Below are 15,016 nucleotides of genomic sequence, written 5' to 3'. Positions count from 1 at the left end.
CAATCTAACTTTTATGATTTATTTTTTCTTATATTCTTCTATTTTCTTAGCCAAGTCTTCTAAATACTCTACTCTTTCATACTTATAAAGAAGTTCTTCTTCTAGTGCTTCTTTTTCATTGGTAAGTTCATTTAAAAGACCATAATTCGATGGGTTTGCTTCCATTTCTTTATCTATATTGGCTATTTTCTCTTCTAATTTATCAATATCACCATAGATAGTTTCAAATTCCTTCTGTTCTTTAAATGAAAATTTAGGCTTATCTTCCTTAGTTTTTACATATTCTTTTTTCACTGTTGCTTTTTTATTGTTATTATCTTTTTCATTTACTAACTCTATTTCTTTATGAATTAAATAATCACTGTAATTACCATTGTATATTTTTATATTACCATTACCTTCAAAAGAGAAAATCTTATTACAAGTTCTATCAAGGAAGTATCTATCATGGGATACAACTACAACTATTCCTATAAATTCATCAATAAAATCTTCTAATATCTTTAATGTCTCAATATCTAAATCATTTGTAGGCTCATCTAGAATTAAAACATTTGGTGCTTCCATTAGTATTCTCAGTAAATGAAGTCTACGTCTTTCTCCACCTGAAAGTTTATTGATAGTTGTATATTGAAGTATACCATCAAATAAAAATCTTTCTGCCAATTGTGAAGCTGTTATTACAGTGCCATCTTCTGTTGGAATTGTTTCTCCACCTTCTTTTATATAATCAATGGCCCTCATATTTAAATCCATATGAGAATCATCTTGTGCAAAGGTACATATCTTCACTGTATCTCCAATTTCAATACTTCCTAAATCTGCTTTTACACTACCATTAATTAAATTAGTAAGTGTTGTTTTTCCCATACCGTTATCGCCAATAATACCAATTCTATCGCTTTTTAAGAATATATAAGAAAAATCATTTAATAATACCTTTTCATCATATCTTTTTGATATATTATATAATTCTATTGTTTTCTTTCCTAATCTTCTTCCCACAAAAGGCATATCTATATTTTCAGGAGCAGCGATATATTCTTTATTTACTAATTCATCAAAGCGTTGAAGTCTTGCCTTTTGTTTAGTAGTTCTAGCTTTTGCTCCTCGTCTTACCCATTGTAATTCTTTAAGTATAAGTTTTTGTCTCTTTTCCTCCATTGCAGCCTCAAGCTCTAGTCTTTCTGCTTTCTTTTCTAAGAAATAGCTATAGTTTCCATCGTATGAGTATAGCTTTCCCCTATCTAGTTCAATAGTTCTATTGGCAACTCTATCTAGGAAATATCTATCATGAGTAATCATCAGTAAAGCACCTTTTCTGGCATTTAAATAATCTTCTAGCCATTCTATAGATGAAGAGTCTAAATGGTTAGTAGGCTCATCTAGTATTAATAAATCGCAAGGACTTATTAAAGCAGATGCTAGAAAGACCCTTTTTTTCTGTCCACCAGATAAAGTAGACATTTTAACATTGTAGTTATGTATACCAAGCTTAGTTAAGATTGTTTTTGCTTCACTTTCTAAACTCCATAAATTTAGATTATCTATCTTAGCTTGTAATGCTATAAGTTTGTTATTAAGTTCTTCAGAAAACTCACTATTATTAATGGATTCCAGTAATAATTCATATTCTTTTAAAAGCTTCATTTCCATATTATCACCATGGAAAACTTGCTCAAGTACTGTAGTATCATCCTCATATTCTGTATTTTGAGATAAATACTCTATTCTTAAATCTTTACTTTTAGTAACATCACCACTGAAGAATTCATCTCTTCCAGCCACTATCTTTAAAAGCGTAGACTTTCCTGCTCCATTTAAACCTATTAAGCCTATCTTATCACCTTCATTTATATTTAAAGTAACATTATCCAATAGTACTTTTTCACTATATGATTTACTTATTTTATCTAATGTAATTAAATTCATATTGAACTCCTTTATTTATATTATTAAACATCTTATTTTAACATAAGTCATGTATAAAAATCAAAAAGGCACTTCATTAAGTAAATTTAATGAAATGCCTATTAATTATAAATTTGGTATTATCTTTTTCATATATGGTTTTATAAAGTTTATAAAAGGAACTCCTAATATAGTTACCACCACAAACTCTCCTAGTGCCACCTGGAAAATTGTAAGTATTAATGGTAAAGCATAAAGATAACTTAACATAACTCCTATAATTAGCCCATTTATTATGGTTGGCCATAAAGATGCTATAATTAATGCAGTTTTACTATTTCTTATAACCTTTGGTGTGTAATAAACAGCAAGCACACTTATAAATGTAGCTATAGTTCCAAAGATTACATCCATTATCCCATTAGGGCCTAGCATATTTGCAATAAAGCACCCTAGTGTTAATCCACCAATATAAAGTGGATCAAATAAAGCAAGTAGTACTAATACTTCTGAAATCCTAAATTGATAGTTTCCAAAAGATAATGGAGCTATAACTAATGTTGTAGCTGCATAAAGTGCTGCTATTGCAGCTGTTGTAACTATTCTTTTAGTCTTATTCATATTTACGTCTCTCCTAATAATAATATTAGAACCTTTTAAGAAAATAGACCAAATAAAAAAGGTACCTATATATAAATATAGGTACCATAATAACCTTAATAAGTCTATTATAAACACCTAGTTTTATTTAAAGACAGGAGGTTCTCGAACTGTCTGATACTAATTATACACAAAATTATCAAAAAAATCAATATTTATAATATTCTATTAAGGAGTGAGCGTATCCTTATGGTTTCACTATTACGCTTATACCACCAGTCGCGGCTCCATATAAATAAAATGTCTTTAGAATCAGCTAAAAGATATAATATTTCTTTTAAGTTATTTTCGTTAAAGTTATTTAAACTATCGAAATATATAGGTATGAAGTTTTTAGAATTTTCTTTCGTACACACTATATATTTTAATATATAATTATCATAATGGTAATTATATATTATTTTGTATCCCCAGGATTTTAATAAAGATAATATTTCACTTTCATAATTAATTCCTGTATTAGCAACAGCATCAGTTTCAGTACTTACATCTTCCTTAAAAAGTTTATTTAAATAAATATCCAAAGTAGAATCCTTATTTAAAATTCTATTTGTAAATTTAACAGCTTTAATAAGTATATTAAAATAATCCTCAATTGATTTATATTCACTAATATACGAATTATTTTTCTCAAGGTTATTTATAAGCAAGTAATAGTAATATTTATTGATGAACCTTAATAATTCTTCACCTTCATATACTGATTTAGTATTGGTATATATAAAGTTTAAAAGATTCAATACTTCTTCATCTAATGCTTCAACCTTATTTATAATGCTTAGATAGTTTCTATACTTCATTAATTTATTGCATAAATCCTTTAAATATAATCCAAACTCATCCTCGTTTAATATATATTTTGATATTGAATTATATTCTTCATCAATCAATACTGGTTTTAAAAATTTAAATGATTTGATGTATATATTTAAGCAATCAATATTTTCTTTAAATTGCTTTAATATTTCTCGTTCATAAGCATAATATTTATTAAATGCTTCATTTTTCTTATCTCTATAAATAAGTCCCTTAATCCAATAACTTATACTATTATTAGTATAACTTGTTATTAAATGTCCGTTATGATTAAAATTAATACGTTTAACTTCATTTTGTAATGCTTCTTCTGATAAAGACTTATTATAAATATCAGAATTTATAAAATCTTCTGTATAGGCATTACTATATATGGGTGGTAATAAAGCAAAGCTATTATTTAATAGTGCACTTAACTTATTAATAGCTATATTTAATTCTTCCATTTTTATATCCTGTCTTAACACAGAAAATATTTTATTGTTTTTAAATTTTATATATTTAAAATATACTGTTAATAATTTTTCATTAAGTATATATTTAGATAACTCAAGTACATTATCATGATTATTCCACTGAAACATTGAGCATTTAGTCATAGTAGTGAAAAAACGATATTCATTATCCTTATAATTTATATTCTGCTCTGTTAATTTATATAATTGTGTTAATGAATAACCACAGGAATCAACTTGTGAAAATGAATTATATACCTTTATTACTTTTTCTCCTTTAGCTTTAATTTCTCTAATTAGTATGTCTATCTTTTCTTTTGACACACTTAACTCCTTATTACTATCATCTAAATTAATCATATCCTTCATCATATAATTTTAGACCTCTCTATTAATATAGGTTCCATATATTTTATGATTTAGATATAAATAAGATTACATAGTAGAGAAGTTTTTGCTTACTAAGGCTCTCTTATACAAATAAAAAAGGATAGATTAAAAAATCTATCCTCACTTTTATCTATATTAATTTCTATTAAACATTTATATCAGTCTTTATATCAAGATATTCTTTATATTTTTCAAGATATGGGTTTACATATTCATCAATGAATTCAACAACTTGACTTGGTGCTCTTCCAACAAAATCTGTAGGATTTATTATTGACTCTATCTCTTCTCTTGATAAATTGAAAGTTGGATCATTTATGATTCTTTCAATTAAATCATTGTCTAAACCTTCACCTTTAACTCTTTGAGCTGCAGCCATTGAATGAACTCTAACTCTTTCATGTAATTCTTGTCTATCTCCACCTTTTTTAACAGAAGCCATCATAATGTTTTCTGTAGCCATAAATGGAAGTTCATTCATTACATGAGATGCTATTACTTTATCATATACAACCATATTTTCAGCAATGTTTATATATAGATTTAAAACACCATCTAATGCTAAGAAGCCTTCAGCAACAGAAAGTCTCTTATTAGCAGAGTCATCTAAAGTTCTTTCAAACCATTGTGTTCCAGCTGTTATTGCAGGATTTAATGAATTTACTATTACGTATCTTGCTAATGCACTTATTCTTTCACTTCTCATTGGATTTCTTTTGTATGCCATAGCTGAAGATCCAATTTGGTTCTTTTCAAAAGGTTCTTCCACTTCTTTTAAGTTTTGAAGAAGTCTTAAATCATTACTAAATTTATATGCACTTTGTGCAACTTCTGATAATGTATTTAAAACTATTGAATCTAATTTTCTAGGATAAGTTTGCCCTGTCACCCCATAACTTTTGCTAAAGCCCATTTTTTTAGCAACTAGCATGTCTAATTCTTTTACCTTTTCTTCATCACCATTAAATAATGCCATAAAGCTTGCTTGTGTTCCAGTTGTTCCTTTTACACCTCTTAATTTTAATGTAGAAATTAAGAATTCTATATTTTCTAAGTCCATCACAAGGTCTTGCATATATAACGTTGCTCTCTTACCTACTGTAGTCAACTGAGCAGGTTGGAAATGAGTAAATCCTAAAGTTGGCATATCCTTATATTTTAAAGCAAATTTAGATAAATGAGATAAAACTGCTACAATCTTTTCTTTAATTATTTCTAAAGCTTCCTTCATTAATATTATATCTGTATTATCTCCTACATAGCAGCTTGTAGCTCCTAAATGGATTATACCCTTAGCTTTAGGACATTGTAATCCATATGCATATACATGACTCATTACATCATGTCTTACTTCTTTTTCTTTTTTTATGGCATCATCGTAATTGATATTATATATATTATCTTTTAATTCCTTAATTTGTTCATCAGTTATGTCTAAGCCTAATTCTTTTTCTGCTTCAGCTAATGCGACCCATAACTTTCTCCAAGTAGAAAATTTCATATCTTCTGAGAATATGTAGCTCATTTCTTTAGATGCATATCTTGAATTTAGTGGTGTACTGTATAAATCTCTCATATTAATACCTCCGAATAAAAAGTTATTAAATTAATTTTTCATTCGTATTATATCATACTTTATTGAAAATTTACATGGTTTTTTTTCATAAATTCAAAAAAAGTGCATTTATGCACTTTTTTTCTTATTCTTCCATGTTTTCGATTAACTTAGCAATTTCTTCACAAGCTAAAGTTTCATCATCACCAGTAGCACTTACAGTTATTGCTGCACCTTTAGTTACTCCTAAAGATAAAACTCCAATTAAGCTCTTAACGTTAGCTTTTTTTCCGTTAAATTCAATGCTTACATCTGATTTGAAAGCTGAAGCTTTCTTTACTAATAAAGTCGCTGGTCTTGCGTGTAAACCAGTTCCATTGTTAACTACTACTTCTTTAGATACCATCTAACACACCTCTTTACTTAATTTTATATATATATCTAACGATTACATTATATAACGATAAAAAAATAATTTCAAGTATTATGTATATCTTTTAGAAAAAAAGCACTATTTTTTGGATTTATACTATGAATTTATTGGAAAATGAAAAAAAAGCTATAAAAATATTTATAGCTTTTAATGTTTAATATATGTTATCTAGGCTGGACTATTAACTTTATAGCGGTTCTTTCTTGTCCGTCTATTTCAATATCAGTAAAAGCAGGAACACATACTATATCTCTTCCGCTTGGTGCTACAAATCCTCTAGCAATGGCAATAGCTTTTACAGCTTGATTAATTGCACCTGCACCTACAGCTTGAATTTCAACTATATTTTTTTCTTTGATTATTGCAGCTAAAGCGCCTGCAACTGAATTTGGGTTTGATTTTGTTGATACTTTTAATACTTCCATTTAGATTCCTCCTAAATCGTTTACATAAATATTAATATAATATTACTTCTACACTTATATATATTCTATTAAAAGCAAGAATATCCTCTTTATTTTATAAAAAAATACATTTTGTTAAAACAAAATGTATTTTTTATTTATTATTTAGCAAAATCAACTGCTCTAGTTTCTCTAATTACGTTAATTTTAATTTGTCCTGGATATTCTAATTGCTCTTCAATACTCTTAGCTAAATCACGTGCTAATTCAATTGAACCAGCATCGTCTAATACTTCCGGTTTAACCATAATTCTTATTTCTCTTCCAGCTTGAATAGCATATGACTTTTCTACACCCTCATAAGAATTTGCGATTTCTTCTAACTTTTCTAAACGCTTAATATAAGTTTCTACAGTTTCTCTTCTTGCGCCAGGTCTTGCAGCTGATATTGCATCTGCAGCCTGAACTAATATTGCTTCCATTGAAAGCATTTCCACATCACCATGATGTGCTGCAATAGCATTAACTACTAATGGAGATTCATGGTATTTCTTAGCTAAATCTCCCCCTATTAATGCATGAGGACCTTCTTGTTCTTGATCTACAGCTTTACCTATATCATGAAGTAAACCTGCTCTTTTTGCTAAATTAACATCAAGACCTAATTCTGAAGCCATTAATGCAGCTAAATAAGCAACTTCGATAGAATGTTTTAAAACATTTTGTCCGTAACTAGTACGATACTTTAATCTACCTAATAATTTAGTTATTTCTGGATGTAAACCATGTACACCAGTTTCTAACGTTGCTTGTTCACCTTCTTCTTTAATGTCATTTTCAACATCCTTTTGAGCTCTCTCAACCATCTCTTCAATTCTAGCAGGATGTATTCTACCATCAACTATTAATTTTTCCAGTGCTATTCTAGCAACCTCTCTTCTTATTGGATCAAAACTTGATAATATAACAGCTTCTGGAGTATCATCAATAATTAAATCTACTCCTGTTAATGTTTCTATTGTTCTTATATTTCGCCCTTCTCTACCAATAATTCTACCCTTCATTTCATCATTTGGTAATGGTACAACATGTACAGTAGACTCTGAAACATGATCTGCAGCACAGCGTTGAATAGCTGTAGTTATTATTTCTCTAGCTTTTTTATCAGCTTCATCTTTTGCTTTAGATTCAATTTCTTTTATCATTAGTGCAGCTTCATGAGATACTTCTCTTTTAACTTCAGCTAGTAATATTTCTCTAGCTTCTTCTGAAGATAGATTAGCTACTTTTTCTAATTCTTCTCTTCTTTTTTGGCACAATTTTTGCACATTTGATTCCATTTCATCTATTTCACGAAGTCTTTTATTGATAGTTTCCTCTTTTTTCTCTAAAAGGTCACCTTTTTTATCAAGAGTCTCTTCTCTTTGAATAACTCTTCTTTCAAGTCTTTGAATTTCATTTCTTCTCTCACGAGATTCTTTATCAAAATCACTTCTAAGTCTGTGAACTTCTTCTTTTGCCTCTAAAATAGATTCTTTTTTAGTAGCTTCTGCTTCTCGTGTCGCTTTTCTAAGTAACTCTTCTGCTTCATTCTCTAAAATACTGACTCTTTTTTTTGTGGCTGTTTGTATCAGCTTATAAATTATGAAACTCATAATTGCTAACACAATAATATTACCTAATATTATTAGTAATATATTCATTCCAACACCTCCTAGCACATTAATTATACGTATATATAAAAATAAAAGCGTAGTAGGTGTCATATTATTCTCACTGAACCTTGAATATGATAAACCAGTATTTGTTATTATTTTATCTTATAAATAAAATTATGTCAAGTTTAGTTGATTTTATCATATTTTATTAATAAGCAATTACCTTATTATTATAACCTATATCATTTTGTTTATACAACAAAAAAAATCGCTATAAAGCGATTTTTTTACTAATTATTCTTCAGTTTGTTCAGATGTAGCCTTAACGTTACCTTGATTTAAAGGTAAATCGTATTTGCTTCTAATTTGATTTTCAATTTCTAATGCTACTTCAGGGTTTTCTCTTAAGTATTGTTTAGCATTTTCTCTACCTTGACCAAGTCTGATGTCATTGTAAGAGAACCAAGCTCCACTCTTTTGAACTATGCTTTCTTTAACACCTACATCTATAATATTTCCAACTTTAGAAATACCTTCGTTGTACATAATATCGAACTCAGCCACTTTAAATGGAGGTGCAACTTTATTCTTCATTATTTTAACTCTAGTTCTATTACCTATTATTTCATCACCTTGTTTAATAGAATCTATTCTTCTAACATCCATTCTTACAGAAGCATAGAATTTAAGAGCTCTACCTCCTGTAGTTGTTTCAGGATTACCAAACATTACACCAACTTTTTCTCTTAATTGGTTAATGAATATTACAATACAGTTTGACTTATTTATTGTACCTGTTAATTTTCTTAAAGCTTGAGACATTAGTCTTGCTTGCAGACCAACGTGAGAATCACCCATTTCTCCCTCAATTTCAGCTCTAGGTACTAAAGCAGCAACAGAGTCAACTACTACAACATCAATAGCACCTGAACGAACTAATGCTTCTGTAATTTCTAATCCTTGCTCACCAGTATCTGGTTGAGATACGATAAGATTTTCAGTATCAACTCCAACATTTCTTGCATAACTAGGATCTAAAGCATGTTCAGCATCGATAAACGCAACTGCCCCTCCCCTTTTTTGAGCTTCTGCTGAAATATGTAATGCCACTGTTGTTTTACCAGAACTTTCAGGACCGTATATTTCAATTATTCTTCCTCTAGGTACACCACCAATTCCTAAAGCTATATCTAAATCTAGAGAACCAGTAGAAATAGCATCAACATTTAGTGAGCTATGTTCTCCTAATTTCATTATTGAACCTTTACCAAATTGTTTTTCTATCTGTCCCATTGCACTTTCGATAGCTTTCATTTTATCCATATCGATATTTGCCATTAAACTTCACCCTTTCTCGAACATTTGTTCCATAAGTAAATTATAAACAAAATAATTCTGTTAGTCAATAAAAATATAATAGTTTTTGCTATATGTTAAAAGTTCCATCTAATAATAGAAGGAACTTTTTTAAGTATAACCTATTTTTAATATTTTAAACTATTTATTTGATGAAATTGCACCTTTATTTTTTATAAAGTAGTCAATTCCAGAAATTATAGTCATAGCTATTGCTATAAATAATGCTATTTTTGGAGCATATGCAAAGAAATTATTTAAAAATGCACTTGCTTCAAACGAACTATTTAATGCCTTTATTGATTCAATATTAACTTGCAATAATAATAATAATATAGCTATTATTTGAGTAACTGTCTTAATTTTTCCCCACCAGCTGGCAGCTATTACAGTACCTTCTGATGCAGCAACAGTTCTAAGGCCAGATACAGCAAATTCTCTTGCAATTATTATTACTGCAGCCCAACTAGGTATTAAATGTAATTCAACTAGTGAAATTAATGCAGCTGTAACTAATAATTTATCAGCTAATGGATCCATAAACTTACCGAAGTTAGTTATTTGGTTTCTGCTTCTTGCAATATATCCATCAAGTTGATCAGTTAATGAAGCTATTATAAATATTAATGTAGCTATTATTGAGCCATAAGGAATTCCTTTCCCAATTAAGAATATTAGGAATATAGGAACTAATATAACTCTTAACATAGTTAATTTATTTGCTAGATTCATCCCAAACATCTCCCACCAAATCGTATTCCATAACATTTGTTATCTTGACTTTAATTATATCACCTTTCTTTAGAGTTTTCTTCTTAGTAACATAAATTAAGCCATCTATTTCTGGAGCCATTTCATAATTTCTTCCTATGTAATATTCTCCAGTACTGCCATCTATAATAGTATCATATATATTACCTATTTTCAATTTATTTAAATCTCTAACAATACCTCTTTGAATATTCATAAGAGTTTCTTTTCTCTTGATTTTAACATCTTCATCTATTTGATTTGGTAATTTAGCTGCAGCTGTTCCTTCTTCTTGCGAATAAGTAAATACACCTACATTATCAAGCTTATAATCTTTTAAGAAGCTACATAACTCATTAAAGTCCTCTTCTGTTTCACCAGGGAATCCAACAATCAATGATGTTCTTAAAGTTATTCCAGGTACTTTTTCACGTAATAAATCAATTTTATCAATGATAGTTTCCTTATTAGTCTTTCTAGCCATCATTTTTAAAATATTATTGCTTATGTGCTGAATTGGTAAATCTAAGTACTTCATAACCTTTGGATTATTAGCTATAACTTCTATTAACTCATTAGTTATTTCTTCTGGATAACAGTAAAGAAGTCTTATCCACTCTAATCCTTCTATTTCTGATAATTCATTTACTAAAACATGTAATTGGTTCTTTCCGTATAGATCTTCACCGTAGTTAGTTAAATCTTGAGCAATTAGTATTATTTCTTTTACACCTTGATTTACTAATGAATTAGCTTCAGCTAATATAGATTCTTTACTTCTACTTCTAAATTTTCCTCTTATTTTAGGAATTATGCAGTAAGTACAGAAGTTATTACATCCTTCAGCAATTCTAAGGTAAGCAGTATGTGAATTTGTAGTTAATATTCTTTCACCTTCATTTACTCCTTCATCCTTATAAGTAGTTGATGAAACTCTTTGTTCTGTCTTTATAAAATCAACAATAAGTTTGTGTAGCTTCATATAGTCATTAACACCCATTAATATATCAATTTCAGGGATTAATTCTAGAAGCTCATCTCCATATCTTTGAGTTAAACAACCTGTTGCAATAATCATTTTACATTTATGCGTCTTTTTATATTCTGCCATTTCTAAGATGGTGTCAATTGATTCCTGCTTAGCACTTTCAATAAATCCACATGTATTTATTATTATAATTTCAGCATCCTTTGGATTATTTGTTATTTCATAAAACTTATTGATTGAACCTAATATTAATTCAGAATCAACTCTATTTTTATCACAGCCAAGGCTGACCATTCCGACTTTAAACTTACTCAAACTTCTTTTCCTCCTAAGTGTTTTGTATTTAACCATAACTTATTTTAATTGAACACAGCTATATTTACAAGTATTTTGTATTACTGTTTATTATAAATTTCATCTTTTGATATAAGTACTTTCCTTGGCTTACTACCATCCCTTTCAGAAATTATACCTTGGGCCTCAAGTTCTTCCATAATCCTTGAAGCTCTATTAAATCCTATTTTAAACTTTCTTTGTATAAAGGACGTAGAAACCTGTTGATATTCAACTACAAGTTGTATTGCTTCATCTAAAAGCACATCATTTTCTTCTCCTCCACTACTGTTATTAGTAGTGGATAAACTTTCGTTATTAATATGTTCAATAATTTCTTCTCTGTAATTTACTTCATCTTCACTGCTTTTTATAAAGTCTACTACATTTTCCACTTCCTCTTCAGATATAAATGCTCCTTGTATTCTAAGTGGCTTATTAGCACCCATTGGAGAGTAAAGCATATCCCCTCTTCCTAATAATTTTTCAGCACCAGTCTGATCAAGGATTGTTCTAGAGTCAATACCTGATGAAACAGCAAAAGAAATTCTTGAAGGAATATTAGCTTTTATTACACCTGTTATTACATCTACAGAAGGTCTTTGAGTAGCAATAATAAGATGTATACCAGCAGCTCTAGCTTTTTGTGCAAGTCTACATATATAATCTTCTACATCGTTAGGGCATGTCATCATTAAGTCAGCAAGCTCATCTACGATTAAAACTATATAAGGAAGCTTTTCACTTATGAATCCTTTTTCAACTTGCTGGTTATAAGATTTTATATTCTTAACCTTGTATTTAGTGAATAGTTCATATCTTTTATCCATTTCATTTACAGCCCAATTTAAAGCACCAGCAGCTTTTTTAGGTTCTGTAACTACTGGAATTAATAAATGAGGAATTCCATTATAAACACTAAGCTCGACAACCTTAGGGTCAATCATCAGAAGTTTTATCTCATCAGGAGAATATTTATACAAAAGACTCACTATAAGTGAATTTATGCATACAGATTTTCCTGAACCTGTAGCTCCAGCAATAAGCATATGAGGCATTTCACTTAAATCACCAACTATGCATGTACCAGTTATATCCTTACCTAAAGCAAAAGAAATCTTTTTAGTACTTTCTTGGAATTCTTTAGAATCAAGTACTTCTCTTAAGAATACTGGGGTTTGCTTTTTATTAGGTACTTCTATACCAATGGCTGATTTACCTGGAATTGGTGCTTCCATTCTTACAGCGCTAGCAGCAAGTCCTAAAGCAATATCATCTTGTAGATTTACAATTTTTGAAACCTTAACACCTGGACTAGGTTGTATTTCAAAACGTGTTACCGATGGTCCTTTTGTAACTTGTAGAACTTTAGCTTCTACGCCAAAGCTCATTAAAGTATCTTCTAATTTATTTGCATTATCAAATAGATCTTGCTTATCTTCATTTTTCATTTTTGATTTAGTATTATTATTTAATAAATCTAGTTTTGGATAAGTATAAATTTTAATAGAATTATCTTTATTTGTATTAAGCATTGTATCAATTTCTTTAGTTACAACATTTTTCTCAGCTTCAGTAATTCCTTTACTATGTTTAGCATTAGAATGCTTTGTATCGTTATTAAAAAGCTCCACATTATCTTCATCAAGATTATCTTCTTCTGCTATATGGATATTTATTTCAGGTAATGTATTATCATTATCTTTAATTTCAGAATTTTTCATAAAATCTAATATCTGAATTTTATTATTAATTTCCTTAATAAATTTATCTTCATCTGAATCATCTATTGTTATGGATGGAGAAGAGGCTTTTTTATTTGAAGACTTAAACTTCTTATTATATTTTTCTTTTGATTTGAAAATATTCATAAATCCCATATATATTTCATATATTGTTATGTCCATTAACAATACAGAACTTATAATTGCAAAGGTTATATAAAATATATAAGCACCTAGAAACCCTATCAGCCTTGATAAAGGATATGCAACAATATGGCATAGTAGTCCTCCGTGGATATTTAATCCATTATCTTGGAGAATATCTTTTAATGTATTAGCGAATCCTATAGAATTAACAGTTTGAATCTTAACAGTAGCAAAGAATAGACCAATAATTACATAGATAACCGTTATACCTATAATCTTTCTTGTATATTTGATATTACTCCTAAACTTTATAAGATTAATTCCAAAGTAAATTAGATATATAGGAAGTGCTAATGATAATATACCTATTAAATTATAAATAATTTTTCTTGCAAAAACAGACAAAGCACCAGCAAAATTTGTATATATAGCTAAGGCTAATATCAAACCTAGGCCAATTAAAATTATGCCCTTTATATCAGTTTTATTATTGGAATTTTCGTTAGTATTTTTTTTATTCATTGGCTTTTTTTTATTCTTAGCCATTTTATCCCCCCTAGTGAATGTTAAATAAATATTTAATAGATTAATTATATTATAGTACAAATTTAATTAAAATAGATTTATTATTAAAAAAAGAAATCCATAAGGATTTCCTTTTACATATTATTTTCTTTAGACTCAATTAATTCATTAAGCTTATCTAATGCTTGTGTAATTCCTCCAACTTCATCAATAAGACCACATTCAACCGCTTGATCACCAATCAAAATTGTTCCTACATCATTTAGAAGCTCATCGGATTTTAGCATCATTTGTTCAAGAGTTTCTCTATCAATATGTGAAGTACGTACAATAAAGTTGTTAATACGTTCTTGCATTTTTTTAAAATAGTTAAATGTTTGTGCAACACCGATGACAAATCCATTCATTCTCACAGGATGAACTATCATTGTTGCTGATGGTGTAATAAATGAATAATCCGCTGAAGTAGCAAGTGGTACCCCAATTGAATGTCCTCCACCTATTACTATAGAAACAGTTGGTTTTGAAATAGATCTAATCATTTCTGCAATTGCAAGCCCAGCTTCAACATCTCCTCCTACAGTATTTAACACTATAAGTAAACCCTTTACAGCATCATTTTGCTGTACGGATATTAATTGAGGTATTATATGCTCATATTTTGTTGTTTTTGTTTGTGGCGGAAGTACCATATGACCTTCAATTTGTCCAATTATAGGTAATATATGTACGCTTTGATTCTTGTTATCAGTACCTAACTCTTTTATTTCTTCAAGTTTTTCTGATTGTGCCTTGGTATTACAACTAGATGAAGTATTATTTTCGTTATTACCATTTTCGTTGCTAATTTCAGGATTTAATTCGCTTATATGTTTTTTTTCATTAAAAGTTTCATTCATATTTAATATCCT

At 28.8% G+C, this 15,016-nt stretch carries 12 protein-coding genes; all 12 read right to left on the bottom strand.

The annotated features are described in order from the left end of the window. Window positions 1–18 precede the first annotated feature (18 nt). On the bottom strand, window positions 19–1,932 hold the full coding sequence (locus Q5O44_RS12825; protein ID WP_022168837.1) for an ABC-F family ATP-binding cassette domain-containing protein: 1,914 nt from the start codon (window positions 1,930–1,932) through the stop codon (window positions 19–21). 105 nt (window positions 1,933–2,037) lie between these two features. After that, window positions 2,038–2,532 carry a QueT transporter family protein gene (locus tag Q5O44_RS12820; protein WP_022168836.1) on the bottom strand — a complete coding sequence of 165 codons (495 nt, stop codon included), beginning with the start codon at window positions 2,530–2,532 and terminating at the stop codon, window positions 2,038–2,040. A gap of 194 nt (window positions 2,533–2,726) precedes the next feature. Next, window positions 2,727–4,214 carry a hypothetical protein gene (locus tag Q5O44_RS12815; RefSeq protein WP_022168835.1) on the bottom strand — a complete coding sequence of 496 codons (1,488 nt, stop codon included), beginning with the start codon at window positions 4,212–4,214 and terminating at the stop codon, window positions 2,727–2,729. Between the two features lie 163 nt (window positions 4,215–4,377). Next, on the bottom strand, window positions 4,378–5,808 hold the full coding sequence (gene purB / locus Q5O44_RS12810) for an adenylosuccinate lyase (protein ID WP_022168834.1): 1,431 nt from the start codon (window positions 5,806–5,808) through the stop codon (window positions 4,378–4,380). 124 nt (window positions 5,809–5,932) lie between these two features. Next, window positions 5,933–6,193 carry an HPr family phosphocarrier protein gene (locus Q5O44_RS12805; RefSeq protein ID WP_022168833.1) on the bottom strand — a complete coding sequence of 87 codons (261 nt, stop codon included), beginning with the start codon at window positions 6,191–6,193 and terminating at the stop codon, window positions 5,933–5,935. A 191-nt stretch (window positions 6,194–6,384) separates the two neighbouring features. Beyond that, window positions 6,385–6,645: a stage V sporulation protein S gene (locus tag Q5O44_RS12800; RefSeq protein ID WP_022168832.1), complete on the bottom strand. Its 261-nt coding sequence runs from the start codon at window positions 6,643–6,645 to the stop codon at window positions 6,385–6,387. Window positions 6,646–6,785: 140 nt separating this feature from the next. Continuing rightward, the gene (gene rny / locus Q5O44_RS12795; RefSeq protein ID WP_291661167.1) at window positions 6,786–8,327 is read right to left on the bottom strand and encodes a ribonuclease Y; all 1,542 of its coding nucleotides are present in this window, start codon (window positions 8,325–8,327) and stop codon (window positions 6,786–6,788) included. Between the two features lie 249 nt (window positions 8,328–8,576). Further along, window positions 8,577–9,620 (bottom strand): recombinase RecA, encoded by a 1,044-nt coding sequence (gene recA, locus Q5O44_RS12790; RefSeq protein WP_022168830.1) that lies wholly within the window; start codon window positions 9,618–9,620, stop codon window positions 8,577–8,579. A 159-nt stretch (window positions 9,621–9,779) separates the two neighbouring features. Then, the gene (pgsA, locus tag Q5O44_RS12785) at window positions 9,780–10,370 is read right to left on the bottom strand and encodes a CDP-diacylglycerol--glycerol-3-phosphate 3-phosphatidyltransferase (RefSeq protein WP_022168829.1); all 591 of its coding nucleotides are present in this window, start codon (window positions 10,368–10,370) and stop codon (window positions 9,780–9,782) included. Further along, complete coding sequence (rimO, locus tag Q5O44_RS12780) at window positions 10,354–11,691, bottom strand: 30S ribosomal protein S12 methylthiotransferase RimO (RefSeq protein WP_022168828.1); 1,338 nt, start codon at window positions 11,689–11,691, stop codon at window positions 10,354–10,356. Before rimO ends, pgsA begins: the two co-directional genes overlap by 17 nt. Window positions 11,692–11,771: 80 nt before the next feature. Beyond that, window positions 11,772–14,126 (bottom strand): DNA translocase FtsK, encoded by a 2,355-nt coding sequence (locus tag Q5O44_RS12775; RefSeq protein ID WP_022168827.1) that lies wholly within the window; start codon window positions 14,124–14,126, stop codon window positions 11,772–11,774. A 113-nt stretch (window positions 14,127–14,239) separates the two neighbouring features. Beyond that, on the bottom strand, window positions 14,240–15,004 hold the full coding sequence (locus Q5O44_RS12770) for a ClpP family protease (RefSeq protein WP_022168826.1): 765 nt from the start codon (window positions 15,002–15,004) through the stop codon (window positions 14,240–14,242). Window positions 15,005–15,016: the final 12 nt, after the last annotated feature.

The sequence above is a fragment of the Clostridium sp. CAG:221 genome (genome assembly GCA_000435835.1).
Taxonomy (GTDB): domain Bacteria; phylum Bacillota; class Clostridia; order Clostridiales; family Clostridiaceae; genus Clostridium.
This window is presented reverse-complemented; position numbering and strand designations above follow the sequence as displayed.